This is a genomic window from Nostoc sp. DSM 114159, from assembly GCF_053470285.1.
The window spans coordinates 220,660-245,993 of record NZ_JBPFEH010000001.1; the positions used below are offsets into that span (position 1 = coordinate 220,660).

20 protein-coding genes are annotated in these 25,334 nt (G+C 40.7%); 9 read left to right on the top strand and 11 right to left on the bottom strand.

Annotated elements, in window-relative coordinates; translation table 11 throughout:
- Positions 1–63: 63 nt before the first annotated feature.
- From ACR5KR_RS00855 to ACR5KR_RS00870, 4 genes are all read right to left on the bottom strand, one after another.
- Positions 64–288: a type II toxin-antitoxin system HicB family antitoxin gene (locus tag ACR5KR_RS00855; protein ID WP_292719064.1), complete on the bottom strand. Its 225-nt coding sequence runs from the start codon at positions 286–288 to the stop codon at positions 64–66.
- Positions 288–479, bottom strand: coding sequence for a type II toxin-antitoxin system HicA family toxin (locus ACR5KR_RS00860; protein ID WP_448265099.1), 192 nt, complete (start codon positions 477–479; stop codon positions 288–290). Before ACR5KR_RS00860 ends, ACR5KR_RS00855 begins: the two co-directional genes overlap by 1 nt.
- A gap of 136 nt (positions 480–615) precedes the next feature.
- A complete protein-coding gene (locus ACR5KR_RS00865; protein ID WP_448265100.1) occupies positions 616–1,224 on the bottom strand; it encodes a hypothetical protein in 609 nt (202 codons plus the stop codon).
- Positions 1,225–1,400: 176 nt separating this feature from the next.
- Entirely contained in the window at positions 1,401–1,988 is a 588-nt protein-coding gene (locus ACR5KR_RS00870; RefSeq protein ID WP_448265101.1) for a thylakoid membrane photosystem I accumulation factor, read from the bottom strand.
- Positions 1,989–2,343: 355 nt separating this feature from the next.
- On the opposite strand from ACR5KR_RS00870, the gene ACR5KR_RS00875 reads away from it, so the two are divergent.
- From ACR5KR_RS00875 to ACR5KR_RS00890, 4 genes are all read left to right on the top strand, one after another.
- Positions 2,344–3,681: a MurT ligase domain-containing protein gene (locus ACR5KR_RS00875; protein WP_448265102.1), complete on the top strand. Its 1,338-nt coding sequence runs from the start codon at positions 2,344–2,346 to the stop codon at positions 3,679–3,681.
- A gap of 91 nt (positions 3,682–3,772) precedes the next feature.
- Positions 3,773–4,588 carry a type 1 glutamine amidotransferase gene (locus ACR5KR_RS00880; protein ID WP_448265103.1) on the top strand — a complete coding sequence of 272 codons (816 nt, stop codon included), beginning with the start codon at positions 3,773–3,775 and terminating at the stop codon, positions 4,586–4,588.
- 81 nt (positions 4,589–4,669) lie between these two features.
- The gene (locus tag ACR5KR_RS00885; RefSeq protein ID WP_448265104.1) at positions 4,670–5,290 is read left to right on the top strand and encodes a Uma2 family endonuclease; all 621 of its coding nucleotides are present in this window, start codon (positions 4,670–4,672) and stop codon (positions 5,288–5,290) included.
- 585 nt (positions 5,291–5,875) lie between these two features.
- Positions 5,876–8,746: a COR domain-containing protein gene (locus ACR5KR_RS00890; protein WP_448265105.1), complete on the top strand. Its 2,871-nt coding sequence runs from the start codon at positions 5,876–5,878 to the stop codon at positions 8,744–8,746.
- A gap of 45 nt (positions 8,747–8,791) precedes the next feature.
- On the opposite strand, the gene ACR5KR_RS00895 is transcribed toward ACR5KR_RS00890, so the two are convergent.
- The 5 genes from ACR5KR_RS00895 to ACR5KR_RS00915 form a co-directional block, all read right to left on the bottom strand.
- Positions 8,792–9,307, bottom strand: a complete 516-nt coding sequence (locus ACR5KR_RS00895) for a hypothetical protein (protein WP_448265106.1) — start codon at positions 9,305–9,307, stop codon at positions 8,792–8,794.
- Between the two features lie 159 nt (positions 9,308–9,466).
- Positions 9,467–10,060 (bottom strand): DUF4360 domain-containing protein, encoded by a 594-nt coding sequence (locus ACR5KR_RS00900; protein ID WP_448265107.1) that lies wholly within the window; start codon positions 10,058–10,060, stop codon positions 9,467–9,469.
- A gap of 791 nt (positions 10,061–10,851) precedes the next feature.
- A complete protein-coding gene (locus ACR5KR_RS00905; RefSeq protein ID WP_448265108.1) occupies positions 10,852–11,457 on the bottom strand; it encodes a Uma2 family endonuclease in 606 nt (201 codons plus the stop codon).
- A 307-nt stretch (positions 11,458–11,764) separates the two neighbouring features.
- Positions 11,765–13,378: an NAD(P)H-quinone oxidoreductase subunit 4 gene (locus ACR5KR_RS00910; protein WP_448265109.1), complete on the bottom strand. Its 1,614-nt coding sequence runs from the start codon at positions 13,376–13,378 to the stop codon at positions 11,765–11,767.
- 430 nt (positions 13,379–13,808) lie between these two features.
- A complete protein-coding gene (locus ACR5KR_RS00915) occupies positions 13,809–14,918 on the bottom strand; it encodes an S-(hydroxymethyl)glutathione dehydrogenase/class III alcohol dehydrogenase (protein WP_445632211.1) in 1,110 nt (369 codons plus the stop codon).
- A 374-nt stretch (positions 14,919–15,292) separates the two neighbouring features.
- Here ACR5KR_RS00915 and ACR5KR_RS00920 point away from each other — a divergent pair, with 374 nt between their 5' ends.
- The 4 genes from ACR5KR_RS00920 to ACR5KR_RS00935 all read left to right on the top strand — a co-directional run bounded on the left by ACR5KR_RS00920 (position 15,293) and on the right by ACR5KR_RS00935 (position 20,396).
- A complete protein-coding gene (locus ACR5KR_RS00920; protein ID WP_448265110.1) occupies positions 15,293–16,576 on the top strand; it encodes a valine--pyruvate transaminase in 1,284 nt (427 codons plus the stop codon).
- A gap of 106 nt (positions 16,577–16,682) precedes the next feature.
- Complete coding sequence (rimM, locus tag ACR5KR_RS00925) at positions 16,683–17,435, top strand: ribosome maturation factor RimM (RefSeq protein WP_448270040.1); 753 nt, start codon at positions 16,683–16,685, stop codon at positions 17,433–17,435.
- 119 nt (positions 17,436–17,554) lie between these two features.
- A complete protein-coding gene (locus tag ACR5KR_RS00930) occupies positions 17,555–17,692 on the top strand; it encodes a hypothetical protein (protein WP_448265111.1) in 138 nt (45 codons plus the stop codon).
- A gap of 322 nt (positions 17,693–18,014) precedes the next feature.
- Positions 18,015–20,396, top strand: a complete 2,382-nt coding sequence (locus tag ACR5KR_RS00935) for a phosphoketolase family protein (RefSeq protein ID WP_448265112.1) — start codon at positions 18,015–18,017, stop codon at positions 20,394–20,396.
- 212 nt (positions 20,397–20,608) lie between these two features.
- Here the strand turns inward: ACR5KR_RS00935 and ACR5KR_RS00940 are convergent, their stop codons facing one another.
- Positions 20,609–20,767 (bottom strand): hypothetical protein, encoded by a 159-nt coding sequence (locus ACR5KR_RS00940; RefSeq protein ID WP_448265113.1) that lies wholly within the window; start codon positions 20,765–20,767, stop codon positions 20,609–20,611.
- Between the two features lie 269 nt (positions 20,768–21,036).
- On the opposite strand from ACR5KR_RS00940, the gene ACR5KR_RS00945 reads away from it, so the two are divergent.
- Complete coding sequence (locus ACR5KR_RS00945) at positions 21,037–22,695, top strand: IS1634 family transposase (protein ID WP_448265114.1); 1,659 nt, start codon at positions 21,037–21,039, stop codon at positions 22,693–22,695.
- A 282-nt stretch (positions 22,696–22,977) separates the two neighbouring features.
- Here the strand turns inward: ACR5KR_RS00945 and ACR5KR_RS00950 are convergent, their stop codons facing one another.
- The gene (locus tag ACR5KR_RS00950) at positions 22,978–25,329 is read right to left on the bottom strand and encodes a hypothetical protein (protein WP_448265115.1); all 2,352 of its coding nucleotides are present in this window, start codon (positions 25,327–25,329) and stop codon (positions 22,978–22,980) included.
- Between the last annotated feature and the right edge of the window lie 5 nt (positions 25,330–25,334).

Consider the following 25,334-nt stretch of genomic DNA (forward strand, 5'->3'; position numbering starts at 1 on the left):
TCAAAACTAATTTGACAAAATATTAGAAGGATTATTTGGTACTAATTTAGTAGTTTTCTATAATTAGATTTTGCTATAGTTTGCAACTTCAACCTCATGAGCAATGCTTGTAGGTTTGGGAATAGGTAAACCATCTTCTAGCATCCCTTCAATATGAAATTCAATAGCTTCTGCAATCATTTGCTTGACTTCTTCTAAAGTTTCACCCACAGCGACACAACCTGGTAAATCAGGGACATAAGCGCCGTAGCTAGTTGCTCCCTTTTCAATCACAACTGTATAACGCATCAGTCTTCCTCCAATTGAGCTTGTCTCCAGATATTTTTCAGAGTACCAATTGGTACATCCACATTTGGCTTACCAGCCACTGTAACAGTACCAGGTTTATCAGGATGTTTGAACTGTCGATGACTACCTTTAGTTCTAGCAAGATACCAATCATCAGCTTCTAGTCGCTTGATTAGATCGCGTACTTTCATGTTACTACTTATCTGTACAGGTAAAATTTCTGTTACAGATAGAGTGCCTTATTGAGAAAGCAAAGTAAATGCAATTATGTCGCAATTCTGTCCGTCATGTTGTCATGGGTTTTAGTATTTCTACCCAACACATCAATCAACCAATGGGGCGATTTCCGGGATTGACTGCATGAATATATTCACTACCCGATCGCGGTCTTCCTCGTTTATAATAAGCTTCTTCTGGTTTACCCCATCCTAGCTGCAAAATCATTTCCAAAAAGCTAGAATTTTCCCACTTACATAAACTTGCCCACTCTGTTCTTTGAACAATTCTTTCTACATCAGATGTGACAATTTGTTGGTGTTGTTTACTATTATTAAAACTCAAGTATAAATCCATTCCTATAGTGACTTCATACCAAAATTCTACGATAGAATTTTTAGCAGCTTTTAATATTTCTAAGTCACCATTGAGGGCAATTAACTCAGTATCTATTTCGGGATAGTGCAAGTTTTTTCCTTTAACTGTCATTTCCCGCCAGATAATACCAGAAACTCGATTTTCTCTCTGATACTCGTGAATTGCAGTTTTGAAATCTTGATAGGCAGTAAACTGTTGCAACCCATCAGTTCTGATAAACTGGTCAATTACAGGGTTGCCAGAGACTTTTATTTCTAACTTTAAGCGTTTTCCTTTCAGGCAAGCTTGGCGTTCGGCTGCCAAAATTTGAATTAGTTCCTGGGTGGTGTAAACCTTTGACATCAGATACACTCTATTTAGTCATTGGTCATTGGTCATTGGTCATTAGTCATTAGTCAGTTGTTACGGACTTATAGACTATAGATTAACTTTCTAATCATTATGCTTTGACATCGGCGGCAATGTAGTAACAGATATAACTAAAAATTAGGGCAGACCAATTTGGTCTACCCCATAGGTTACTTAGCTAACTCACTACTAAACTCGTTAAAAGCTCGCCGCTTTAGCTGTGCTGTTTCAGTGCGTGGTAATAAATCAAAGATTTTACGAAATTGATCGTCTATATCTTCAAAAGGTACTTGACCCTTTTTATTCAAAACTACTTCACCTGATTTATTTAACACCACGACTTGAGGAACACTCCCAGTAAAGTAATATCCTGGTTCAGTTGGGTCGTAGGTCTCTTTAGGCGGGATAGTATCTACATTAATCGGCATAATCTCTGCTACCCGACCGTAGAATTCCTGTACCCGTGAAATGGAAATGGCATATCTTTTGGAATCGCTACTATCATCTAGATAAAAAGCCAAAAATACGGGTTTATGTTCCGCTAAAGTCTGTGCGAGTGTCTGTCTGGGAGGAACCAATGAACCATTGCCAGCATAAACAACAAAGATGTTGCCATCATATAAATCATTATTCAGACCAGCAGATGCAGGTTGCATACTTATAATGAAAAGACTTACAAGCAACAACAGGCATTTAGACAACCACCTTTGCCAGCTAGTAATTTGTTTATGTAAAAAAAGAAACTTTGTGCTATTCATCAAAAGGAACCTTGCAAGCTACTACTTGTTGTGAGTTTGTGCTGAATTCGGCCAACTGGGCTGGATATGTAATTACGCCCACGCACTATTTTTTAAGATAACGCCTACTGAGATTATCTCTCGCAAGTGGCTGGTATTGCTACGCAGAATTCAAAACAGAGGTAAAGTAGCGCAACAATCCAAAATCATTCGACTGAGGGTAGCTGTACCCTTCCGGGGAAGCAACGCGTAGCATTCGGCAGAAAAGTCTAAAATTCAAAATTGCGAATACTGGCTTTTTCAGCCAAGATTCGCTAAACTCACAAGATTAAATTTGCACTTTAATTAACAACCGCCAGAAAACTAGGGTATAGATGTGGGAAACAAAATACAATTCATAGATAGACTGCGATTGGGTTTCGCGGTGTCAGTGGCAAAGAGTGTGACCTTTATAGTGCGATCGCTCCGTCTGGGTGCTGCTAGTGTATTACCAGGCTCGATCGCTCGTCGCATTGAACCCAGACTTTTACAATTATTGAGTCAGCAAGTTAAAAACGGGGTGATTTTAATTGCTGGTACTAACGGCAAAACTACTACAGCGCTGCTTTTATGCACAATACTAGAACGCAAAGGTTTTCGTGTCACTCATAATTCTACAGGTGCAAATCTAGAAAATGGCTTGATGACGGCGCTGTTAGAAAGCACCAACTTACTAGGTACGCTAAATTCTGATTACGCCATTTTAGAAGTTGACGAAAATATTGTACCGAAGGTATTAGCGCCACTCCAGCCACGAATCATTCTCTGTTTAAACTTGTTCCGCGACCAACTTGATAGATACGGCGAAGTAGACACAATTAGTAAGCGTTGGACAAAAGTTATTTCTACCCTACCACCAGAAACGGTGGTAATTCCCAATGCTGATGACCCAACTTTATCTAACCTCGGTCAGCAGTTACCTCAACGGGTGTTATTCTTTGGCTTGAATGAACCAGAACATTATCTAGAAGCAATTCCTCACGCTGTTGATTCTATTTATTGTCCCAAATGTGGGCATTCCCTAGATTATAAGGGTGTTTATTTGTCTCATTTAGGAGATTTTACTTGTCCTAAGTGTGGTTTTAGTAAAAGTAAACCGACTTTAGAAAGTAGTGAATGGTCGCAAATCCTGGTTGGTTTATACAACAAATATAATACTTTGGCGGCTGTAACTGCGGCTATAGAGTTAGGAATTGATGAAGCAACAATCAGAGATACTATTAACAACTTTCAAGCTGCTTTTGGTCGGGCTGAAGATTTAGTAATTAACGGTAAACAAGTGCGAATATTGTTATCAAAAAATCCTGTGGGAACCAATGAAACCATTCGCGTAGTTACTGAAAGCACAGATAAAACCACACTGCTGGTATTGAACGATCGCACGCCCGATGGCACTGATGTATCCTGGATTTGGGACGTAGATACCGAGAAACTAGTCGAACGCGGCGGAACTTTAGTTGTGAGTGGCGATCGCGTCTACGATATGGCACTACGTCTACGTTACAGCCAAAAGTCCCCTGAGAGTAACTTAAATTTAATAGTCGAAGAAGATTTGCGACAAGCGATCGCTACTGCATTAGAACATACACCAGAGAATGAAACTCTGCATATTCTGCCCACCTACTCAGCCATGTTAGAAGTGCGAGAAGTACTCACTGGTCGGAAAATTCTTTAAATTTGTCATTTGTCATTTGTCATTTGTCATTTGTCATTGGTCATTTGTCATTTGCGATCGTCCGATTCCCTATTCCCCATTCCCCAAATTTATGAGTTCTCAAAATATAGAATTAACAATTGGTTGGCTTTATCCGACGCTGATGAGTACTTATGGCGATCGCGGTAATGTAATTACTATAGAACGTCGCGCCCAGTGGCGGGGATACGATGTGAAAGTATTACCTTTAGATCGAGATTCCACAGCCGCAGATATTAAAACAGTAGATGTCATCGTTGGTGGTGGCGCACAAGATCGTCAGCAAGAAATTGTCATGCGTGATTTGCAAGGTGCAAAAGCTGATGCAATGCGCGACAAAATCGAAAATGGCACACCAGGAGTATTTACTTGTGGTTCACCTCAATTACTGGGACATTATTATGAACCAGGCTTGGGACAACGAATTGATGGTTTGGGAATACTCGATTTAGTTTCTGTGCATCCTGGTGAAAATACTAAACGCTGTATTGGTAACTTGGTAATTGAAGTGACAGCCTCACGTCTAGCGCGAGATTTAAAAGAGATGACAGGTAGCACACCATATTTGGTAGGCTTTGAAAATCACGGCGGACGCACCAAACTGGGAAAAGTGGAAGCTTTGGGGCGAGTGGTGTACGGTTTGGGAAATAATGGTGAAGATGGGACAGAAGGAGCATTTTATCAGAATGCGATCGCTACTTATTCTCACGGCCCTTTGTTACCAAAAAATCCTTTTGTTGCAGATTGGTTAATTCAAACAGCGCTGCGGCTAAAATATCAGCAGGAAATAACCTTAAAACCTTTTGACGATAACCTCGCTACACAAGCACGAGAAGCGATGTTTAAGCGATTGAAAGTGAGTTTACCAAGTGCTGCTGCGGCGAAATAACCTCAGTTCGCTGATTAAGCCTCTCTCCGTGTCGGGGAGAGGTTTGGAGAGAAGTCAAATTTGACATAAAGAGGGCAAAGCATGACTCAAGCCTTAGCCAGACAAGTAACATTTGATGAATTTATCGCCTGGTATCCCGATTCAGACAGGCATTATGAACTACATGATGGGGTAATTGTTGAAATGCCTAAGCCAAGAGGGAAGCACTCAGAGATAGCCGGGTTTATCAATGGTTCTTTGTTTATTGAAATCACTCGTTTGTCCATCCCTTGGTTTATCCCTAAAGAATGTGTCATCAAGTCAATTAACACTGATTCAGGTTATGAACCAGATGTCATCGTTCTTGATAGACAAGCTGTTATAGATGAACCACGCTGGAAAAAAGAATCTATCATTACGCGAGGTAGTTCCGTCAAGTTGGTTGTAGAAGTTGTTTCAACCAACTGGAGTGATGATTATGCTTTGAAGTTAGAAGATTACGAATCTTTGGGTATTCCTGAATATTGGATTGTAGACTATCTAGGTTTAGGTGGTAGGCGGTTTATTGGCAATCCTAAACAACCAACTATCTCGATTTACCAATTGATTGAAGGTGAGTATCAGGTTAGGCAATTTAGAGGAAATGAGCGCATTCAGTCGCCAGCGTTCCCAGAGTTGAATTTAACTGCTGAACAGATTTTTCAAGCTGGAGAAGTTGCGTAAACAAGGGCTAAAAAAGTAAAAGAGTATCAAAGACTCGTCCGCGAGTATTAAAGACTCGTCCACGAGTATCAAAGACTCGTCCACGAGTATCAAAGACTCATTCACGAGTATCAAAGACTCGTCCACGAGTATCAAAGACTCATCCGCGAGTATCAAAGACTCATCCGCGAGTATCAAAGACTCATTAACGGAGTTCATAGCCCCATTAATGAGTATTAAAGACTCGTTTACAAGCAAATCTGAGCCATTGGTAATCATAAATTCTTTTTAGATTCCGTAAAAATCATTAGCGCTCATGTAGTGTTACACAGGATAGTAGGTTGCTTTGATATCTTGCAGCATTCTCAATTAGTAGCTGCGATCGCCTGAAACTGGAAGTTCCAGGCTCATAGCTAAAGTCCACTTAATGTGGACTAAAACCCAAGTATAGAAAGAATTTAGCCCTGTTAAGAGGACTTTTGTTATGAGCGCTATGTTTCTAACCTGTGGCGGTTGTTAGGATTAGCACAAAATATTAGTAGTTACGAGATCGTCCAGCGAATCAGGGGCATTATATATAACTTTCGTTGACAGGTGAACCTCAGTATGGCAAATACGCCTCAACATTTCCTTGAAAAAATCCGAGAAGCGAAAAAGGAAAAGCTTAAACGATTAGATTTAAGCAATAGTTTGGCTACGAATGACAAGAAAAAATTAACAAAAATTTTTGCTCAGGTGTTTGAACTGGAATGGTTGGAGGTTTTGAATTTAAGCTACAACCAATTAACGACACTGCCAGAAGCGATCGCCCGCCTGCAAAAACTTACCTCCCTGCATTTAAATGGCAACCAATTAACAACGCTGCCAGAAGCTGTCACCCACTTGCAATATCTCACTTCCGTCGATTTAAGGGACAACCAATTAACGACACTGCCAGAAGCCGTTACTCGCTTGCAACATCTCACCTCCCTGAATTTAAGCCGCAACCAATTAACGACACTGCCAGAAGCCGTCATTCACCTACAACAACTTACCTCCCTGAATTTAAGTCGCAACCAATTAACGACGCTGCCAGAAGTGATTGCCCGCCTGCAAAAACTCGCCTCCCTTAGTTTAAGGAATAACCAATTAACGACGCTGCCACAAGCAATCGCTTGCCTGCAACAACTCACCTCCCTGGATTTAAGGGACAACCAATTAACGATGCTGCCAGAAGCGATCGCCCGCCTGCAACATCTCACCACCCTGAATTTAAGCTACAACCAATTAACGACGCTGCCAGAAGCGATCGCCCGCCTGCAACATCTCACCATCCTGAATTTAGGCTACAACCAATTAACGACGCTGCCAGAAGCGATTACCAACCTGCAAAACCTCACCAAGCTGAATTTAAGCAGCAACCCCATTGAAAAGCCACCGCCAGAAATTGTTGCAAAAGGTCTTCAGGCGATTAAGAATTATTTCCGGCAACTGGAAGCAGAAGGCACAGATTATTTGTATGAAGCAAAGTTACTAATTGTGGGCGAAGGAGGAGCAGGGAAGACAACACTGGCGAAGAAAATTCAAGACCAAAATTATCAACTCCAAGAGGAGGACTCTACAAAGGGAATTGAGGTTATCCAGTGGGGTTTCCCAATGGATAATGGGCGAGAATTTCAAGTCAACATTTGGGACTTTGGGGGGCAAGAGATTTACCATGCTACTCACCAGTTTTTCCTCACCAAGCGTTCACTCTACGTTTTAGTAGCAGATACTCGCAAGGAAGACACGGATTTTTATTACTGGCTGAATGTAGTAGAACTGTTGAGCAATAACAGTCCGCTGCTAATCATCAAAAATGAGAAGCAAAACCGTCACCGGGAGATAAATGAACTTCAGTTACGGGGGCAGTTTACTAATTTGAAGGAAACTTTACCAACAAACCTTGCCACCAACAGAGGTTTAGAACAAGTTTTAGAACAAATCAAGCATTACGTTAAAAACCTACCCCATATTGGCAGTCCGCTCCCAAAAACATGGGTTACAGTCCGGGAAGCTTTGGAGACTGACGCACACAATCACATCAGCTTGGATGAATACCTGAACATCTGCCAACAAAATGGGTTCACCCAAAGAAATGACAAGTTGCAGTTGAGTGGTTATCTGCACGATTTGGGAGTATGCTTGCACTTCCAAGAAGACCCACTTTTGAACAAGACCGTCATCCTCAAGCCAAAGTGGGGAACTGATGCAGTCTACAAAGTGCTGGATAATGAAAAGGTGATTCGCAACCTGGGCAGTTTCACCCGGTCTGACTTGGCAAACATCTGGTGTGAAGACGAATACGCCACGATGCATGATGAACTATTGCGCTTGATGATCAACTTCAAACTGTGCTACGAAATTCCTAGAAGCCAAGGAAAATATATTGCCCCACAACTGCTATCTGCTAATCAACCCCCCTATAACTGGGATGGAACTAACAACCTGATTCTGCGTTACACTTATGAGTTCATGCCCAAGGGGATCATCAGCCAATTCATCGTCGCCATCCATGAGTTGATAAATGAACAAAAATGTGTCTGGAAAAGCGGGGTTGTTCTCAGCAAAGACCAGACGAAAGCAGAGGTGATTGAATATTACGGCAAGCGGGAGATTAAGATTCGAGTCTCAGGTCGTCACAAAAGAGATTTGATGACCATAGTTACACATGAACTCGATAAAATTCATGAGTCGTATAAGCGACTGAAGTACAACAAGTTAATCCCCTGTAATTGCCACATCTGCAAAGATAACCAAGAGCCACACTTTTACTCCTTTGAGATATTGCGACAGTTTGTAGCCGATCAGCAAGAAGGCATTCAATGTCAAAAAAGTTATCGAATGATTGATGTCTTGGGCTTAATTAATGATGTGATGAACAGAAGGGAGTTACTTCAAGCAGAACAGCAGAAGAGTGGTGATTTTCTACTTAATTCTTCAGAGACAGGAAGGGAAAATGTCGTTGTAACAATTAATAATGTAATTCAGCCATCAAAGCAAGAGAATAATTTTATGACAAAACCATCTCAACAGGAAGATAATTCTCAACCAGAAGTGCATAAACCATCGTCGCAAATTTCACCTGCTGAACGTGGAATAGCCCTTGCTATGGCTCTGGCGGTCTTAGTGGTCTTTATTGTTCTTGTACTCAACCCACGAGCAATGGAAGGTGGCACTTTAGCAATAATTAGATTTTTAGCAGCTGCATTTGCTGGAATATCAGGTTATTTATTGACGGGTAGTCTTGGTTTAGAAGCACACGTACCTTTGAGTAAAACTAATATTAAAGCTACAGGGGCATTTGCGGCGTTTGTCCTTGTATTACTTCTATTCTTTTATGGAGTCCCAGCATCCGAAAATTCAGATAAACCCAAGCCTATTTCAGATGCGAAGACAACCATCACGGCGATCGCCAGCATAAATCAACATAGCGATCGCGCCACCCCAACATCTTAATGTTCTTCACCTTTTTCCTGAATAAGCGAGCGCTAAAACCACATTTTATTGTTGTTGAAGTGCAAACTTTAGCTCTGTCAACTCTAATTCTCCTCCGTTCGTCATTACTACTAAATTAATGCCTAAAACACTTTTTCCTGTAGTTGTATAGTTAGTTGGAGGTATTTGATTAGTCAAATCAAAATTCATCGCACTTCCATACATCATTTGATATGGAGTTGGTCTATCGCCAAGTAAAAATGATGAGATAGATATTTGTGCTGGTGCGTTTTTGACTACACCTTTTACAGCTAAAGGCACGAGCCTAAATTGCTTTTGAGTATTAGAAGTATTAATTCTAACGATACATCTAGCCCTTGGCGATTGTGCATTTACAGTTATAGGAGAGCCAAGTGTAAACTGATTTATTTGCGGATTGAAAGTTATATTACATCTCCGATTAACCAAAAAGTTTGGCTGGTTATCTATTGCAACAGCAGTGCTAGATGAATTGGCATTATAACAGAAAAAAAACAAGCACATTAATATGAAAAAATTACGTGTATCACTTAGTTTCAACATAACTTCCTCTCAATCAACAGAAATTTGTAATCTTAAAGAAGAATACATTCGGTAGATTCAATGAGTGGGGGATTTAGACTCACCACTCATTGAAGACCACTAAATTTGGAATTTGGTGCGGCGATCGCTATCTATGCGCAGAATCGCTAAAAGCGAGGACTAACAACGCTTTAGGTCAAAATAAAGCCTTACATCCCCAGCATTGAGATCGGCTGTATCAACGAAAATAGAACTTCCTGCTGAGGATTGTGCAATCATATTAATACCTAATAATCCTTGCCCACCACCACTACATAAACCTGTAGCAGCTAAAACAGTAATCTCATCTTGTTCCGCAAATGCTTTACTAGATGTAAACTTGCTAGTTTTAGGGGAAGCTACAGCTTGACCCAGAGCACCACCACTAAAGCTATAAGTTCTGCTTAAGCTGGTACCTTTACTCTTGGTATTAATATCAGTAGTTCCTTGGTACAGTACTTGTACATCTTGGACGATGAAACCACTTGGAATAAAAGTTTGAACGCGTAAAATACACTTTTGACGCTGACCATTGAATGCACTAAAGTTATCCAAGACAATCGATAAGCTTCTACCATCATCTCCAGGAAGCTGATCGGCAACACTACATCCGCCAGAACCGAGTGCATCTCCAAAAGTAATACTAGGCTCGTCAGCCAAAACCTTGGGCGCGATCGCGTTGATTCCAAGAATTGTAGATAGAGATAGTAATACACCAAATTGTTTAAAGTTCATATTGATTGTACCTATGTTGTTAAAGTTGTTTTTTCATGGAAAATGCAGTCAAAATGCATCTCCCCCAACTATTTAACTAGTACAGGATAAATCTCTAGAAGGTTTACTTTATTTAGAAACTAAATCGTTTTTAACTGTGGCAGGAATTAACTTAGTGTAGGTATAGGATCACCTACGTAGGACTCACCTGTAATAGCCTAAAATCTTGAGATTAAAAAATGGCACTTTCTCTGTAAAATCCATGAGAGAACTCTCCTATAGATGCAAAAGTAGAATTAAGCTTCAATACCCTCGCTAAGAAAAGAGGCAGTCTAGCTTTTGCCGAAATACCCCAACACAAGAAGGTGTATCTCAAGCTAATTCATGCAATAGTTAAGTGTCTCTATCCTGAAGTTACAAAAAGAATATAAGGAACTTGTGAGGGAATACGGTGCTTATTAAAACTTAAATTTTGCCAGTATTCAGATTGGAATTTACTGGAATATCAATAAAAATAATATTAAAGCTACAAAGATGTATATATCGTTTGTCCTTATATTAGATATCTGATGAAAGAGAATGTGAGGAACTTGTGAGGAAATATGGTGCTTATTAAAACTTAAATTTTGTCAGGATTCAGACTGGAGTCTGCTGGGATATCCTGACCATATCAGTTGTTAACTATCACAGTTTGCCAATGAGATCCAGAGACGCGATAAATCGCGTCTTGAAGGACTAACAAAACCTTCGGCTAAAGACTGTTATTGTACTTGTGCCAGTTTTTGTCAGTACTGTAAAACTAGCTGTACTTCCTACCAAATCTGATTTAAATCCAAAACAAACCCAGGTAATAACGATTCACCATAAAGTGTCTTAGGGTTATTTAATTTCTCAACTGCAATATTAGGACGATAAATAAAAACTTGGCGTTGTTTTCTATCAATTAACCAACCAAGTTGTGTGCCATTATCAATATACTCTTGCATCTTGTCTTGCAAAATTCGCAAGTTGTCGCTCTCAGAACGCAATTCAATCACAAACTCAGGACAAATTGGTGCAAATTTTTTTCGCAGTTCCAATGGTATGGCTTCCCAGCGATCGCGTTTTATCCAGGCTGCATCGGGCGAGCGCACTGCACCATTAGGCAAAGTAAACCCACCACTGGAACCAAAGCCTACACCTGTAGCATCTTGCTTTGTCCATACCCACAACTGCCCAACTAAGTTAAAATTGCGTTCATCAGTTTCCGAACCAGTTGGGGGCATAATGACTAATTCTCCAGCAGGATTACGTTCGATACGAAAGTCGGGGTTTAACTGACAAAACTCGTAAAATTGCTCTTCGGTTAATGCGATCGCAGGTTGCAATTGCAAGACCATTGGTATAATTTCTGTGACTACAGGTAAGTTGGTGGTCATAATTGCTGTTTGGCTACTTCACTTGTTTTCACTATAATCTCTTCACGCTCTAGGCGCTTTGCTAATACGTCTACATGAATTGCCCTTACCTAATACCAATTTAATTAATGATTGCAACACATACTTGGGTAAAGACGCGATTCATCGCGTCTCTACAAATGATCTATTTGTCGTATTCTTTTTTCAAATTGGTATAAAAATTTTTTTCAACTCAATAATGCCAAAATTTTAGGGGTGGTTTCATAACCACCCCTTTATTCTCCTAATATTTAGAATTTACTTGCAGACCCCTGAATGGGAAGTTAATTTACTCAGAAATGTTAATCGAACTTTCAACTTGAGAAGTAGCCAATGTTGGTGCAGAGAAAATCCGCGAGTACAGGCTTGATGGTTGTTGATGAGCAACAACTGGTAGAACTTGACGAGCATGGGCGACTAATTCTACTGCTTTGACATCATAAGTCTGCGTTGCTAATTTGGGATAAAACCCGATTCCGATGATTGGCAGTAGCAAACAAGCGGTAATAAATATTTCGCGGGGTTTAACATCAGAGATTACAGCATCCAAGTGCAACTCTTTATTTTGCTCGCCGTAGAACACTTGACGCAGCATTGACAGTAAATAAATCGGTGTCAAAATCACGCCAACTGCTGACAGCAGCACAACTACAACTTTAAAGCTGGAACTGTAAACATCACTGCTGGCAATACCCAGAAACACCATCAACTCACCTGCAAAACCACTCATTCCGGGTAAAGCAAGAGAAGCCATTGAACCAATGGTAAACAGAGCAAAGGTTTTGGGCATTACCTTAGCGATACCGCCCATTTTATCCATCATCAAGGTGTGGGTGCGATCGTAAGTCACGCCAGACAGGAAGAACAAGCTAGCAGCAATCAAGCCGTGGGAAAGCATCTGTAATACTGCACCACTGATACCAAGTTCTGTATAAGAGGCAATCCCAATCAGCACAAACCCCATGTGGGCAATTGAAGAGTAAGCCAAGCGGCGTTTGAGATTGGTTTGAGCAAAGGCACAGCAAGCACCGTAGACAATGTTAACCACACCCAAAACTGCTAACACTGGGGCAAAAGTCACATGGGCATTGGGTAACATTTCCACATTGAAGCGGATAAGAGCATAACCACCCATTTTTAACAACACACCAGCCAAAATCATTGAACCGGGTGCTGATGCTTCACCGTGGGCATCAGGTAGCCAAGTGTGTAAAGGGAAAATCGGCATTTTCACACCGAAGGCAATTAAGAAACCTGCATAAACCAACAATTCCAAGGTTTTGGGGTATTCTTTCATTCCTAGAGTCGCCATATCGAAAGTGACGGTATCTCCAGAGAATGCTATTGCAAAACCGGCAATCAAGATAAATATTGATGCAGCAGCAGTGTAAAGAATGAATTTGGTAGCGGCATAACGGCGGTTTTGTCCTCCCCAAATGGAAATCAGCAGGTAAACTGGCACTAACTCGATTTCCCACATCAGGAAGAACAACAGCAAATCTTGGGCAACAAATACGCCAAGCTGGGCGCTGTACATCGCTAACATCAGACCATAAAATAATCGCGGCTTGGTGTTAACTTTCCAAGCCGCGAATATTGCGAGGGTATTTATTAAGCCTGTCAGAAGCACTAAGGGCATCGATAAACCATCAACCCCCACAGCCCAATGCAAACCTAACTGCGGTATCCAAGGATAGTTTTCTATAAGTTGGAGTCTTGAACTCTGGAAGTCGTACTTATACCAAAAGGCATAAATCATCAGTGCAAAGTCGGCGATCGCAACTCCCAGACCATACCACCGCACAGTTCTACCTTCCTTGTCTGGGATTAGGGGGATGGCTAAGGTAGCCACCAAGGGTAAGAGGATTATGGCTGTTAGCCAGGGAAATTCAATAGCATTCATTAATTTTGACAATCAATTTGCCTTATCACTTTTGATTTCATTATATTAAGGAATGAATATTTTTGTAAACATTCTTTAACTCTAGAAGATTAAATTTTTGACAAAGATTAAGAACATATACTCATTGAATGTCAAATTTTCAGTATAAATAAGAATAAATACTTATCGGGTTTTGACGATTCCATTCTAAATGTAAACTTTTGCAACGTCAACAAAAAACGGTAGCTCAAGCCACCGTTACAATACAGTTACATTTTTTGGTTCAGCCCAATTGTCAGGACTATTTAGTCTACGCTTCTAAGTTGAGTCATAAACCTAACCCTCTGTATTGGGTTAAGTGCAACGCCAATTTAAGGTTTAGCTATGTACTGAGATACTTTAATGTGCTAACTACGAGAGCAAAATACCCTTTTAAAACATCCTCTAACAGCTAAAAGGTCACTACACTACGAATTGATTCACCTTTGTGCATCAATTCAAAAGCATCATTAATTTGCTCAATGGGCATCACATGGGTAATTAAATCATCAATATTTATCTTACCTTCCATATACCAATCAACAATTTTCGGCACATCTGTACGTCCTCTAGCGCCACCGAATGCTGAACCTTTCCAAACGCGACCAGTTACTAATTGAAAAGGACGAGTACTGATTTCCTGTCCAGCACCAGCAACACCAATAATCACGCTCACACCCCAACCTTTGTGGCAGCATTCTAATGCTTGACGCATAATTTTGACATTACCAATACATTCAAAGCTGTAATCAGCACCGCCTTTTGTTAAATCAACTAGATAGGGAACTAAATCATCCTCTACTTCTTGAGGATTAACAAAGTGTGTCATACCAAATTTTTCCGCCAAGGCGCGTTTGTTGGGATTAATATCTACCCCGACAATCATATTTGCCCCTACCATCCGCGCTCCTTGGATGACATTTAAGCCAATACCACCCAAACCAAAAACCACAACATTTGCTCCAGGTTCCACCTTGGCAGTATTGATAACTGCACCAATACCAGTAGTAACACCGCAGCCAATGTAACAAACCTTATCAAAGGGGGCATCTTCCCGAATTTTTGCTAAGGCGATTTCTGGCAGTACTGTATAGTTAGCAAAAGTTGATGTACCCATATAATGATGAATCATCTGCCCATCAATACTAAAGCGACTGGTGCCATCGGGCATAACACCGCGTCCTTGAGTTAGGCGAATGGCTTGACAGAGATTAGTTTTGAAACTCAAACAATATTCGCATTGGCGACATTCGGGAGTATAGAGGGGAATCACACGATCGCCTGGTTTGAGACTGGTAACACCAGCGCCTACTTCCACTACCACACCAGCACCTTCATGTCCCAAAATAGCCGGAAACAAACCTTCGGGATCGTCACCAGATAAGGTAAAAGCGTCAGTGTGGCAAACCCCACTTGCTTTTACTTCAACTAACACTTCGCCGACTTGTGGCCCTGATAGTTGAACGGTTTCAATCGTCAACGGCTTACCTGCACTGTAAGCTACTGCGGCTTTAACTTCCAATGTCAACGCTCCTGTATAGTTTTGTCATTTGTCATTTGTCATTTGTCATTTGTCATTGGGCATTGGGATTAGGAAAGAGGTGACAGGTGATAGGGAATAATCTGTACCTTGTACCTGTACTTTATTCTCTTCTTTACTCCCCAGTTTTTTCACAGGCATTGAACGCATGATAGACTTTTGTATTACTTCATCAGTATCTACTAAGCACGATCGCGGCTATAACGATAAATATTATTACCTTTGTTAAAATGTCATTCTCTCGCTAGATTGGTTAAAGGCGGCAACAGCTGTTTTGGCAACGATGTAAACTGGATGTCAGCAGCAAACCTCAAATAATTTGTCCACCCCTAAATTAATATATTTTGTCACAGCTTATGAACCCTGCCCTAACTCAAATTGGCGCTCAAATGTCCAACCTGACTGGCGTCAGAGCAATCATGAAGGATATTATCGAAACATTACGAGCGGGTGCAGGGCAGCAGTTTATTAATTTGAGTGCTGGTAATCCGTTGATTTTGCCAGAGGTAGAACAATTATGGCGGGATTGCACTGCACAGCTTTTGGCTAGTCCAGAATATGGTGAGGTAGTTTGCCGCTACGGTTCAAGTCAGGGCTATGCACCATTTGTGGAAGCGATCGCCAACGACTTTAACAAACGCTACGGGTTAAAATTAACCGATCGCAATATCCTGATCACCCCCGGCAGTCAAACCCTTTACTTCTACGCTGCCAATACCTTCGGTGGCTACACTCCTAGCGGCGAGTTAAAACAAATCGTTTTACCTCTTAGCCCTGACTATACAGGTTACGGCGGTATTTGCTTAGTTCCAAAAGCCTTAATCGCCTACAAACCAACTCTCGATATTGATGCAGCTGCCCACCGATTTAAATATCGCCCCGACTTCAGCAAACTATCAATTACAGAAAATACGGGTTGTGTCCTCTTCTCTCGCCCATGTAATCCTACTGGAAACGTCCTCACCGATGATGAGGTGAAAAAGATTGCCGCTTTGGCTGCGCCTTACAATCTGCCGGTGTTAATTGACTCAGCTTATGCGCCTCCCTTCCCAGCATTGAATTTTACCGAAATGACACCAGTGTTTGGTGATAATATCCTCCACTGCATGAGTTTATCGAAAGCCGGATTACCAGGAGAAAGAATTGGTATTGCCATTGGGGATGAAAAGTGGATTGAAGTGCTGGAGTGTTTTCAGGCAAACATGAGTCTCCATTCTTCACGTTACGGCCAAGCGATCGCAGCTTATGCAATCAATTCTGGCGCTTTAGTGGAAATTTCTCACACTGTCATCCGTCCCTTTTACCAAAATAAGTTTACCGTTTTAGAAACCAGCTTAGAAAAGGCGATGCCCAAGGATTTACCTTGGTATCTCCATCGCGGTGAAGGAGCAATTTTTGCTTGGTTATGGTTACAAGATTTACCCATCAGTGATTGGGAATTTTACCAGCAATTAAAGCAAGTAGGTGTGATTATTGTTCCTGGAAGTACCTTCTTCCCCGGTTTACAGGAAGAGTGGGCGCACAAGCATCAATGTTTCCGCATCAGCCTCACAGGCACGGATGAAGAGATAGCCACTGCTATGCAACGTTTAGCAAAAGTGGCTGAAGAAGCTTATAAAGGTGCGGCGGTGACTGCCTAATACCGCAAGGCGGAATTAAAAATTCAAAATGAATATAGCGTAAGCATTTCACTGATTTAGATGGGTGGTTTATTTCCGCCGTGTTGTACTAGTAAGAAAAATGGAAATGAAACACGAAGAAGCTAATAAAGAGATTGGAGGCACAGGTGCAAATGGGCAGAGGGGCAGAGGGGCACAGAGGCAGAGGGGCAAGAAAGTAGTAGGAAATTCAAAAATTCAAAATGTCCAATCTCCAACCCCTAATCCCCAGCCCGTAGTTCCCAGTACCCAATCCCCAGTTCCCAATCTCGATGATTGGCTAGAAATTGGTAAGATTGTTGCCCCGCAAGGATTATCTGGAGAATTACGGGTTTATCCTGTATCAGACTTTCCTGAAAGATTTGAGGTGCCGGGAAAACGTTGGTTGTTGTGTTCAGGTGACACAGAACCGCAACCAATCGAATTATTGGCAGGACGTTACATCAGTAACAAAAACTTGTATGTCATCAAATTAGCTGGTGTGGAAAATTGCGATCGGGCGGAGGCGTTGCGCGGTTGTACGTTAATGGTGCCAGCTAGAGATCGCCCCAAATTAAACGAAGATGAATATCATGTCCTCGATTTGATTGGCTTGGAAGTCTTCATGCAAATATCTGGCGAACTCGTGGGTACGGTGGTAGACATCATCCCGGCTGGCAATGATTTGTTAGAAGTAAAATTACACCCATCTTTTACCACTGACAAAGGACAAATGACAAATGACAAAGGACAAAAGACTGTTTTGATTCCATTTGTAGAAGCGATCGCACCAGTTGTAGACTTGAAATCTAATCGCATTGAAATTACGCCGCCGCCTGGTTTGTTGGAAATTAATAATTAGGTTATTCCTCGATCTGCCTTTAGCTAGTTTTGCTGTACTCGATAGTTCCAGGGAAAGCAAAGCTTGAAGCATGAGAAAATTGAGTACATACTCTATCTATTAATCTAGGAAATGTGGCAATGTCAGAAAAACCAACAACTATTCACAGGCAACTACTGGAAATATTGTCCCAATTGCCCAAGTCTAGTCAAGAAGAAGTATTAGATTTTGCTAAGTATCTAGGCATCAATAAATTTCAAGTTTGTAGTCAGGACTAAAGTCCTGATAATGCTTGCTTTGAGCGATAAATCGCTCACTACAAAGTATGAGCTTATCTGATATTTAATACTGTTAAAAGTGGCATTAGATTACACTTTACAACTAGATAATTATGACGAAGACAATGCTGATTGATACTATTCATTAGTAGCGTAAGAGTAGCTCATTCTAGACATCGCTCTCTATCCTTTGCCCAAAGCAAAATAATTTAGTCACAAAGGCTAGCAAAATTCATCATGGGTTAGATGGCCATCATCTTGAAAATAAGTAAGATTACATACTGGTGAATCCGTCAAAATCCTTTTGTAATGGAGTGTCGAAATGACATTAGCCAGTCCTCCACAAACAAAGCCTTTAACAGATGAAGAATTACAGAAGATAAATGCCTACTGGCGTGCAGCTAACTATCTTTCGGTTGGGCAGATATATCTACTCGACAATCCGCTACTGAGAGAACCGTTAAAGCTGGAACACGTCAAACCCAGGCTCTTGGGGCACTGGGGAACAACGCCAGGGCTGAACTTAATCTATGCTCACCTGAATCGGGTCATCAAAAAATATGACCTAAACACAATTTACATTGCTGGGCCTGGTCATGGTGGCCCTGGACTGGTAGCCAACACCTACCTAGAAGGCACTTACACCAAGTATTATCACAACATCTCCCAGGATGCTGAAGGAATCCAGAAACTCTTCAAACAATTCTCTTTCCCTGGTGGTATTCCCAGTCACGTTGCACCAGAAACCCCTGGTTCAATTCACGAAGGCGGGGAATTAGGTTATGCCCTCGTCCACGCTTTTGGTGCTGCCTTTGATAACCCAGACTTAATTGTTGCGGCTGTTGTGGGTGACGGCGAAGCTGAAACAGGTGCTTTAGCAACTAGCTGGCATTCCAACAAGTTTTTGAATCCCGTGCATGATGGGGCTGTACTTCCGATTCTGCACCTGAATGGATATAAAATTGCCAATCCAACAGTATTGGCAAGGATCGGCCATGAGGAATTAGAAAGCTTATTTGTAGGCTACGGCTACAAGCCCTACTTTGTTGAAGGTGACGATCCCGCAGATGTTCACCAGCAGATGGCGGCGACTCTAGATATAACGATCGCTGAAATTCAAAGTATCCAAAGAGAAGCCCGCGTACATGGTTTCACCAAACGTCCCCAGTGGCCGATGATTGTCATGCGAACCCCCAAAGGTTGGACAGGCCCAAAGGAAGTTGATGGCAAAAAAACTGAAGGTTATTGGCGATCGCATCAAGTTCCCTTTGGCAACATAGCCAAACAGCCAGAACATCTGAAACTCCTAGAAGATTGGATGAAGAGTTACAAACCAGAAGAACTCTTCGACAGCAACGGTAAGCTGATTCCCGAATTAGCAGAACTGGCTCCCAAGGGGCATCGACGTATGGGTGACAATCCCCACGCTAATGGCGGTCTTTTGCTGTGTGACCTGAAAATGCCCGACTTTCGAGACTATGCCGTAGATGTTCTCAAACCAGGGCAAGCGATCGCTGAAGCTACCCAAGTTGCCGGAAAATTTCTCCGGGATATCATGCAACTTAACCAAGAAAGCCGCAATTTCCGTATCGTCGGCCCCGATGAAACGGTATCAAATCGCTTAGGCGCTGTGCTAGAAGTCACAGACCGGGATTGGGCAGCTCAGATCCTCCCGGAAGATGACCACCTTTCCCCCGACGGTCGGGTGATGGAAATTCTCAGCGAAACTAATTGTCAAGGATGGTTAGAAGGCTACCTCCTCACCGGACGCCACGGGTTTTTCTCTTGCTATGAGGCGTTCATCCACATCGTTGACTCGATGTTCAATCAGCACGCCAAATGGCTGAAAACGACCAGACATATTCCTTGGCGTAGACCGATTGCTTCTCTCAATTACCTACTCACTTCTCACGTTTGGCGGCAAGACCATAACGGTTTCTCGCACCAAGACCCCGGTTTTATTGACCATGTAGTTAATAAAAAAGCAGAGATCGTTCGGGTGTATTTGCCGCCCGATGCCAACACTTTGCTATCAGTAACCGATCACTGTCTCAGAAGCCGTAACTATGTCAACGTTATCGTTGCCGGAAAGCAACCAGCATTGCAATACCTAAATATGGATGCTGCCATCAAGCACTGTACCAAAGGCATCGGCATTTGGGAATGGGCAAGCAACGACCAAGACGGCGATCCAGATGTAGTAATGGCTTGTGCTGGGGATATTCCCACCTTAGAAACTTTAGCGGCTGTGGATATTCTGCGCCAGCACTTTCCAGATTTAAAAGTGCGGGTGGTAAACGTAGTCGATTTAATGACACTACAGCCAAAAAGCGAACATCCCCACGGTTTGAGCGCAAAAGACTTTGACACAATTTTCACCACAGATAAACACATTATCTTTGCCTTTCATGGCTATCCCTGGTTGATTCATCGCTTAACCTATCGTCATACTAACCACGATCAGATGCATGTGCGCGGCTACAAGGAAGAGGGAACTACCACCACCCCCTTTGATATGGTTGTTCTTAACGAACTCGATCGCTTTCATTTAGTAATGGATGTAATTGAGCGCGTACCAAAATTGGGATATAGGGCAGCTTATGTCAAGCAGCATTTGCAAGATAAGCTGATCGAACACAAGCAATACATCCAGAAGTACGGCGACGATATGCCAGAAATTCGCGATTGGAAGTGGCCGTATTAATAGGAAGACAGGCTTTTTCAGTTGAAGAGAATATACAATCCTAACTCCCTGACTTTGTAGGAAAGGGAGTTTTCGTCTATCGTCAGCCAACCAGGTACAGTTTTCAAAACTATAGCAGGCAACAAATAATAGGCAACAGGCTTAAAAGTCTTTTGCTATCGGGGTTTGACGTTCAGTTTCTCTACTAACCTACCTGGCAACTGCTATAACTACTACTTTCCCCGTGAGGCTTTTTCCCTCTTTCTTCTCTGCTCTATTGTATTTACGTTCTCTTGCTGCTGTTGGCGGTATTTTTTGAATTCATCACTGTTTTCATATTTTTCAAGCCATTTGTCACCTTGCATATCCCCCAAATCTCTTGTATGTACCATATAACCCTCCTTCCGCACCCTAACTGTCACATACAAAAAACTCACCAAAAAATAGTACAAAATAACTAAGTCAAGAAAAGAGTTTAATTAAACTGTTGAGAACTGATAGCATTAAAGTCTAAGTTTTGTAGAGAAAATTCCCATTCTTAAGCGAGAGTCAATTTCTTTGAGAATTGAGTCAAGAAAATAAAAGAAATAGAAAAATTTAAGTTTTCTCAAAAGAAATGTAGAAAAATTGAACCAGAATTGCTGAGGAGAATTCTGGTGTTATGTTTAATGTCGAAGAGATGTCTATACAGAATATAGACCATTTGGGGATAGTAGCGGGAATAGTAGACGCCATTGGATTAGTAGAAATTATTAATGATTTGTTGGGAAAAGAAGACGACGAAAAGGTGAGTGCTGGACACGTTGTGAAAGCGATGATTTTAAATGGATTAGGATTTGTATCTCAGCCTTTATATATGTTTCCCAAATTTTTTGAGTCAATCCCTTGTGAATATTTGATAGGCGAAGGAGTCAAAGCCGAATATTTAAATGATGATAAACTTGGCAGAGTCTTGGATAAAATGTTTCTGACAGGACTAGAAACAATATTTTTAGCAGTCAGCCTAAATGTCGTTCGGAAATTTAAAATATCAACAACAACATCACACTTAGACTCATCATCAATACACGTGCATGGAGAATATAATACCCCCTTACCAGAGGTAATAATTGAGAATTCAAAAAATGAACATCAACTGTTTCAAGAAGATTCTCAGTTAAAATCCAAACAAGCGATAAATATTACCTATGGGTATTCGCGAGATCATAGACCAGATTTAAAGCAGTTTTTAATAGAATTAATATGTACGGAGGATAGTGATATCCCATTATTTTTCAAAACAGCATCTGGAAATAGAGTAGATTCTTCATATTTTGGAGAAATAGCTGTTGAGTATAAAAAGCAAATGCAATTAGATAGTTTAATAGTAGCAGATTGTGCTTTATATACAGAAGCAAATCTACAACTTATGTCGCAGATGAAATGGTTATGTAGAGTGCCGTTAAGCCTAAAATCGGCACAATCTTTAGTCTCAACACTACCAGAATCAAAATTTATTGAAAGTGAATTAAAAGGATATTCATTTGTCGCTACTGAAAGTGATTATGGTGGGATAAAACAGAGGTGGCTAGTTGTACAAAGCCAAGAAAGAAGAAAAGTAGATTTGCGTCATCTCTCCCAAAAAATTCTCAAATCTGAAGAAAAAGCTCGCAGAGAATTGAAGAAATTAGCTTCGGAAAAATTTGCCTGTGAAGCTGATGCAGTTAAAGCATTGTTAAAACTTTCTCAAAAGTTTAAATATCATCAAATTGAGAAACATCAGGTGACTGTATTAACACCAAAAGCACAAGGAGCGGAAATCCCATCAAATGTTTATCAAATATCAGCAACAATTACGAAGGATGAAAATAAAATTAATCAGGATTCTCTAAGTGCTGGAAGATTTATCATTGCTACAAATGTTTTAGAATCAAATCAGCTTGGTAATAGCACTATGATTTACCATTATAAAGCGCAGCAGTCATGTGAGAGAGGATTTGCTTTTCTCAAAGACCCATCGTTTTTTGCAAATAGCGTTTATCTCAAAAGACCGGAAAGAATCGAAGCATTGGCAATGATAATGGGTTTATGTTTGTTAGTCTATAAGTTAGCGCAGCGACAAATACGTCTGGCTTTATATGAGTCACGAATAACTATTAAAAATCAGTTAGGAAAATCCGTAGATAATCCTACATTGAAGTGGATATTTCAATGTTTTCAATCAATTCATCTTGTCACTTTTCATGAAGAAAAACAAATTTCTAATTGGAATCAAGAGAGAAATTTTATTCTAAATCTCTTGCCTGAAGAATGCCAGCGTTATTATCGAACGGTAACATAATTATATTTTAAAAATGTCTATTTTCTTTACCAACGAGCTATTTTTTGAGAAATTAGCTTTAAATCATTATGTCTAATATTTTTTTTGAGACTGATACATTAGTAAAATAATAACTTAATTCAAGTAACTATAGAATTTTATCTATCAATTACGAGAGAAAATCTGTTGCCATCTTATTGCTAATAATTGAGAATAGCGAATATGTCTTAGATCCGAGTTTTGACGCTTTCTTATCGGTTTTTCCGAGAAAACCAGTATAATTTTATTCTTATTTTAGAGATTTTATTCAGTAATTGCCGTTTGTGACAGTTGGGGTGCGGAATCGGGGATATAAGTTTCAGGGTTTACATTTAATTTTTCCAAATGTCTTAAAGTCGTATACATCTGATGCATGTTAGGCTTATAGTGACCGCTTTTATCTGCGATCGCTTCTAGTTTGCCATTTGTAACCTTAATGGCACCAGCACCTTTGACTGGGATGCCAGCTAAAGCACTTGAATGATGATACTCCCCTTCCTTATGGCCATCAGCATAGAACTTTCCATCAGGGCTAAGAACAAAAATCATCCAATCATTTCCATCATTAGGTAGATCATCACTAATAGCGTTCATACCTTCTGAGCTAAGATCATCTCCAAAGGCATCTGTCCATGTACCTCCGCTAATCGTGACTCCTCTTGGTCTGCGCTCTGCTTCCGACTCCAGGTATTTGACTCCTGGAATCTCGATTTTGTTTCGATCTAGGTAATCCCAGAAAGATTCTGTAGTGGGAGGTGGTGAAGATTTCCCAGCATACTTTGATTTTGCTTTCCACTCCCAAAAATTTGTTTCGCCACCCTCTTGTTGTTTTTGCTCTTCAAAAGCCGTTCTCATCTCTTTGTCTTTTGCTTCTTGCTCATTTAGCCATTCAGAGATTTTAGTTTCTTTAAACCAATCGCTAAAATAGTTTGGTGAATCTAGAGCGTCTTTTGCTAATAGAAAAGCAGGTCGATGCAGTGCATCCCATGCCTCTAACCAATAATTGTGTCCGGCATTTTTGGGGTCATGCTCAAAAGTTAAACTTTTAGATTTACCTTTTATCTGAGGTAAAGATGAATCTGTTCTTACTATCTTCTTCAGTTTATTCCAGCGTTCCTTCCCGGTTGTCTTTGGTTTAGTTTGCTCTTCTACTTTGCTTTCTGGTATCTCTGGTTTAGTTTGCTCTTCTACTTTGCTTTTTGGTGTGTTTGTGTTCGTTGACTTCTTGAGATGCTGCGATAGAAACTTTTGCAGGAGACCTCGAACCTCTTCATCACTCAAGAGAGAGACATCAACCGAACGAGGGTTTACCAGCAAATCAGGTAATTTTTCTCGTGCTTCTGTAATTTTTCTTTCATCATTAAGAATATCTTGAGTTTCTTTTAGATGTTGTTCTAGACTTAGTTGCTTTTTATGAGCGGAAGAAGTAGGAGTTTTATAGTTAGAAACTATAAATTGTGTTTTGGTCTTGAATTTAATACTTTTTATTAATTCTTCCTTGTCTTTTCTTAACTGCTCAGCTTTTCTTTTTAACTTAATTTCTTCTACGATTTTTATGATTTTCTCATCGCTTAAAGGAGTAATTTTTGTGAGTCCATCTTGGATTTTAATTGACAGTAAATCAGTTAATGCTTTTCGTGATGATTGCATTATATCGTCGTACTCAACTTGAAAATCTTGTTTGAATTTGAAATTATCTGGATTCTCTTCTTTTTCTTCTTTATATTCAGAAAAAAGATAGTCTGCTATTTTATTTAAATTTTTATCAACCTCTTGATTGATATCAAATAAGATTGTTTTTGATTCAGAGGAGGTACTTGGTATTTTATCTTCTGATTTCACCTCTTCCTTTGATTCCTGAGGTCGAAAATCTGAGGCTTGTGAATCTGTATCAATGCTCGATCCAGACTCGGATTCTAACTGTTGCGCCTCTTCCTCTGCTTTGATAGACTTATTCGCTATCCGATCTGTTGCTGGTTTTCTCCGATCGCTTAGCCACGGTTGTGAGTCAGTTGAAACTTTATTTTCTTGTGCTATCTGTTCAAACTTTTTAATGATATCTTGAACGCCTAAAAGCTGGATAATATCTCCATCTGTCTGAGTTACCTTACCCTGTATCCCATTTCCTGTATTCACTACATTACCCGATTCACTTGAAGCTGTTCTCTTATCGCTTACACCAACCTGATGCTTTAGTTTAGAAGCCGTCTGAATGGGAATATCCTTACTCTGCGGTTGATGCATTTGGCTTACGACATCTGTGGCTACCCTATTTGCTTCCTGCTCATACTTATCTCCAGGTTGCCCAATTGTAAGTTGTGGCTGAATTTGTTGTGCTAAACGTGTTTCACGCCTTGTAAATAAATCAGGGATTTCTAACAGGTTAGGCTGACCGTTGCTACTTTCTTTTTTCTGCATCCAGAAGTCATTCATCTTGGCTTGCAATACACCCAAGCGTTCCTGTCCTTCTGGCGTTATCGTGCCATGTTTTGCCTGGATCTCTAATTTTGTAGCCTCCATTTTTTGAATTTGGAAGGCTTGATTATCTATTTGTTCTTGGGTGAGAGGCTTCTTTGATGTCTCTTTACTCTGGATACGAAAGTTTTGAGGTGTCAAGTTGG

Bases quoted from the DNA above. Each gene is read 5' to 3' on its own strand.
- ACR5KR_RS00855 (WP_292719064.1), bottom strand. From the start codon at position 288: ATGCGTTATACAGTTGTGATTGAAAAGGGAGCAACTAGCTACGGCGCT.
- ACR5KR_RS00860 (WP_448265099.1), bottom strand. From the start codon at position 479: ATGAAAGTACGCGATCTAATCAAGCGACTAGAAGCTGATGATTGGTAT.
- ACR5KR_RS00865 (WP_448265100.1), bottom strand. From the start codon at position 1,224: ATGTCAAAGGTTTACACCACCCAGGAACTAATTCAAATTTTGGCAGCC.
- ACR5KR_RS00870 (WP_448265101.1), bottom strand. From the start codon at position 1,988: ATGAATAGCACAAAGTTTCTTTTTTTACATAAACAAATTACTAGCTGG.
- ACR5KR_RS00880 (WP_448265103.1), top strand. From the start codon at position 3,773: ATGAGTTCTCAAAATATAGAATTAACAATTGGTTGGCTTTATCCGACG.
- ACR5KR_RS00885 (WP_448265104.1), top strand. From the start codon at position 4,670: ATGACTCAAGCCTTAGCCAGACAAGTAACATTTGATGAATTTATCGCC.
- ACR5KR_RS00890 (WP_448265105.1), top strand. From the start codon at position 5,876: ATGGCAAATACGCCTCAACATTTCCTTGAAAAAATCCGAGAAGCGAAA.
- ACR5KR_RS00895 (WP_448265106.1), bottom strand. From the start codon at position 9,307: ATGTTGAAACTAAGTGATACACGTAATTTTTTCATATTAATGTGCTTG.
- ACR5KR_RS00900 (WP_448265107.1), bottom strand. From the start codon at position 10,060: ATGAACTTTAAACAATTTGGTGTATTACTATCTCTATCTACAATTCTT.
- ACR5KR_RS00905 (WP_448265108.1), bottom strand. From the start codon at position 11,457: ATGACCACCAACTTACCTGTAGTCACAGAAATTATACCAATGGTCTTG.
- ACR5KR_RS00910 (WP_448265109.1), bottom strand. From the start codon at position 13,378: ATGAATGCTATTGAATTTCCCTGGCTAACAGCCATAATCCTCTTACCC.
- ACR5KR_RS00920 (WP_448265110.1), top strand. From the start codon at position 15,293: ATGAACCCTGCCCTAACTCAAATTGGCGCTCAAATGTCCAACCTGACT.
- rimM (WP_448270040.1), top strand. From the start codon at position 16,683: ATGAAACACGAAGAAGCTAATAAAGAGATTGGAGGCACAGGTGCAAAT.
- ACR5KR_RS00930 (WP_448265111.1), top strand. From the start codon at position 17,555: ATGTCAGAAAAACCAACAACTATTCACAGGCAACTACTGGAAATATTG.
- ACR5KR_RS00935 (WP_448265112.1), top strand. From the start codon at position 18,015: ATGACATTAGCCAGTCCTCCACAAACAAAGCCTTTAACAGATGAAGAA.
- ACR5KR_RS00940 (WP_448265113.1), bottom strand. From the start codon at position 20,767: ATGGTACATACAAGAGATTTGGGGGATATGCAAGGTGACAAATGGCTT.
- ACR5KR_RS00945 (WP_448265114.1), top strand. From the start codon at position 21,037: ATGTTTAATGTCGAAGAGATGTCTATACAGAATATAGACCATTTGGGG.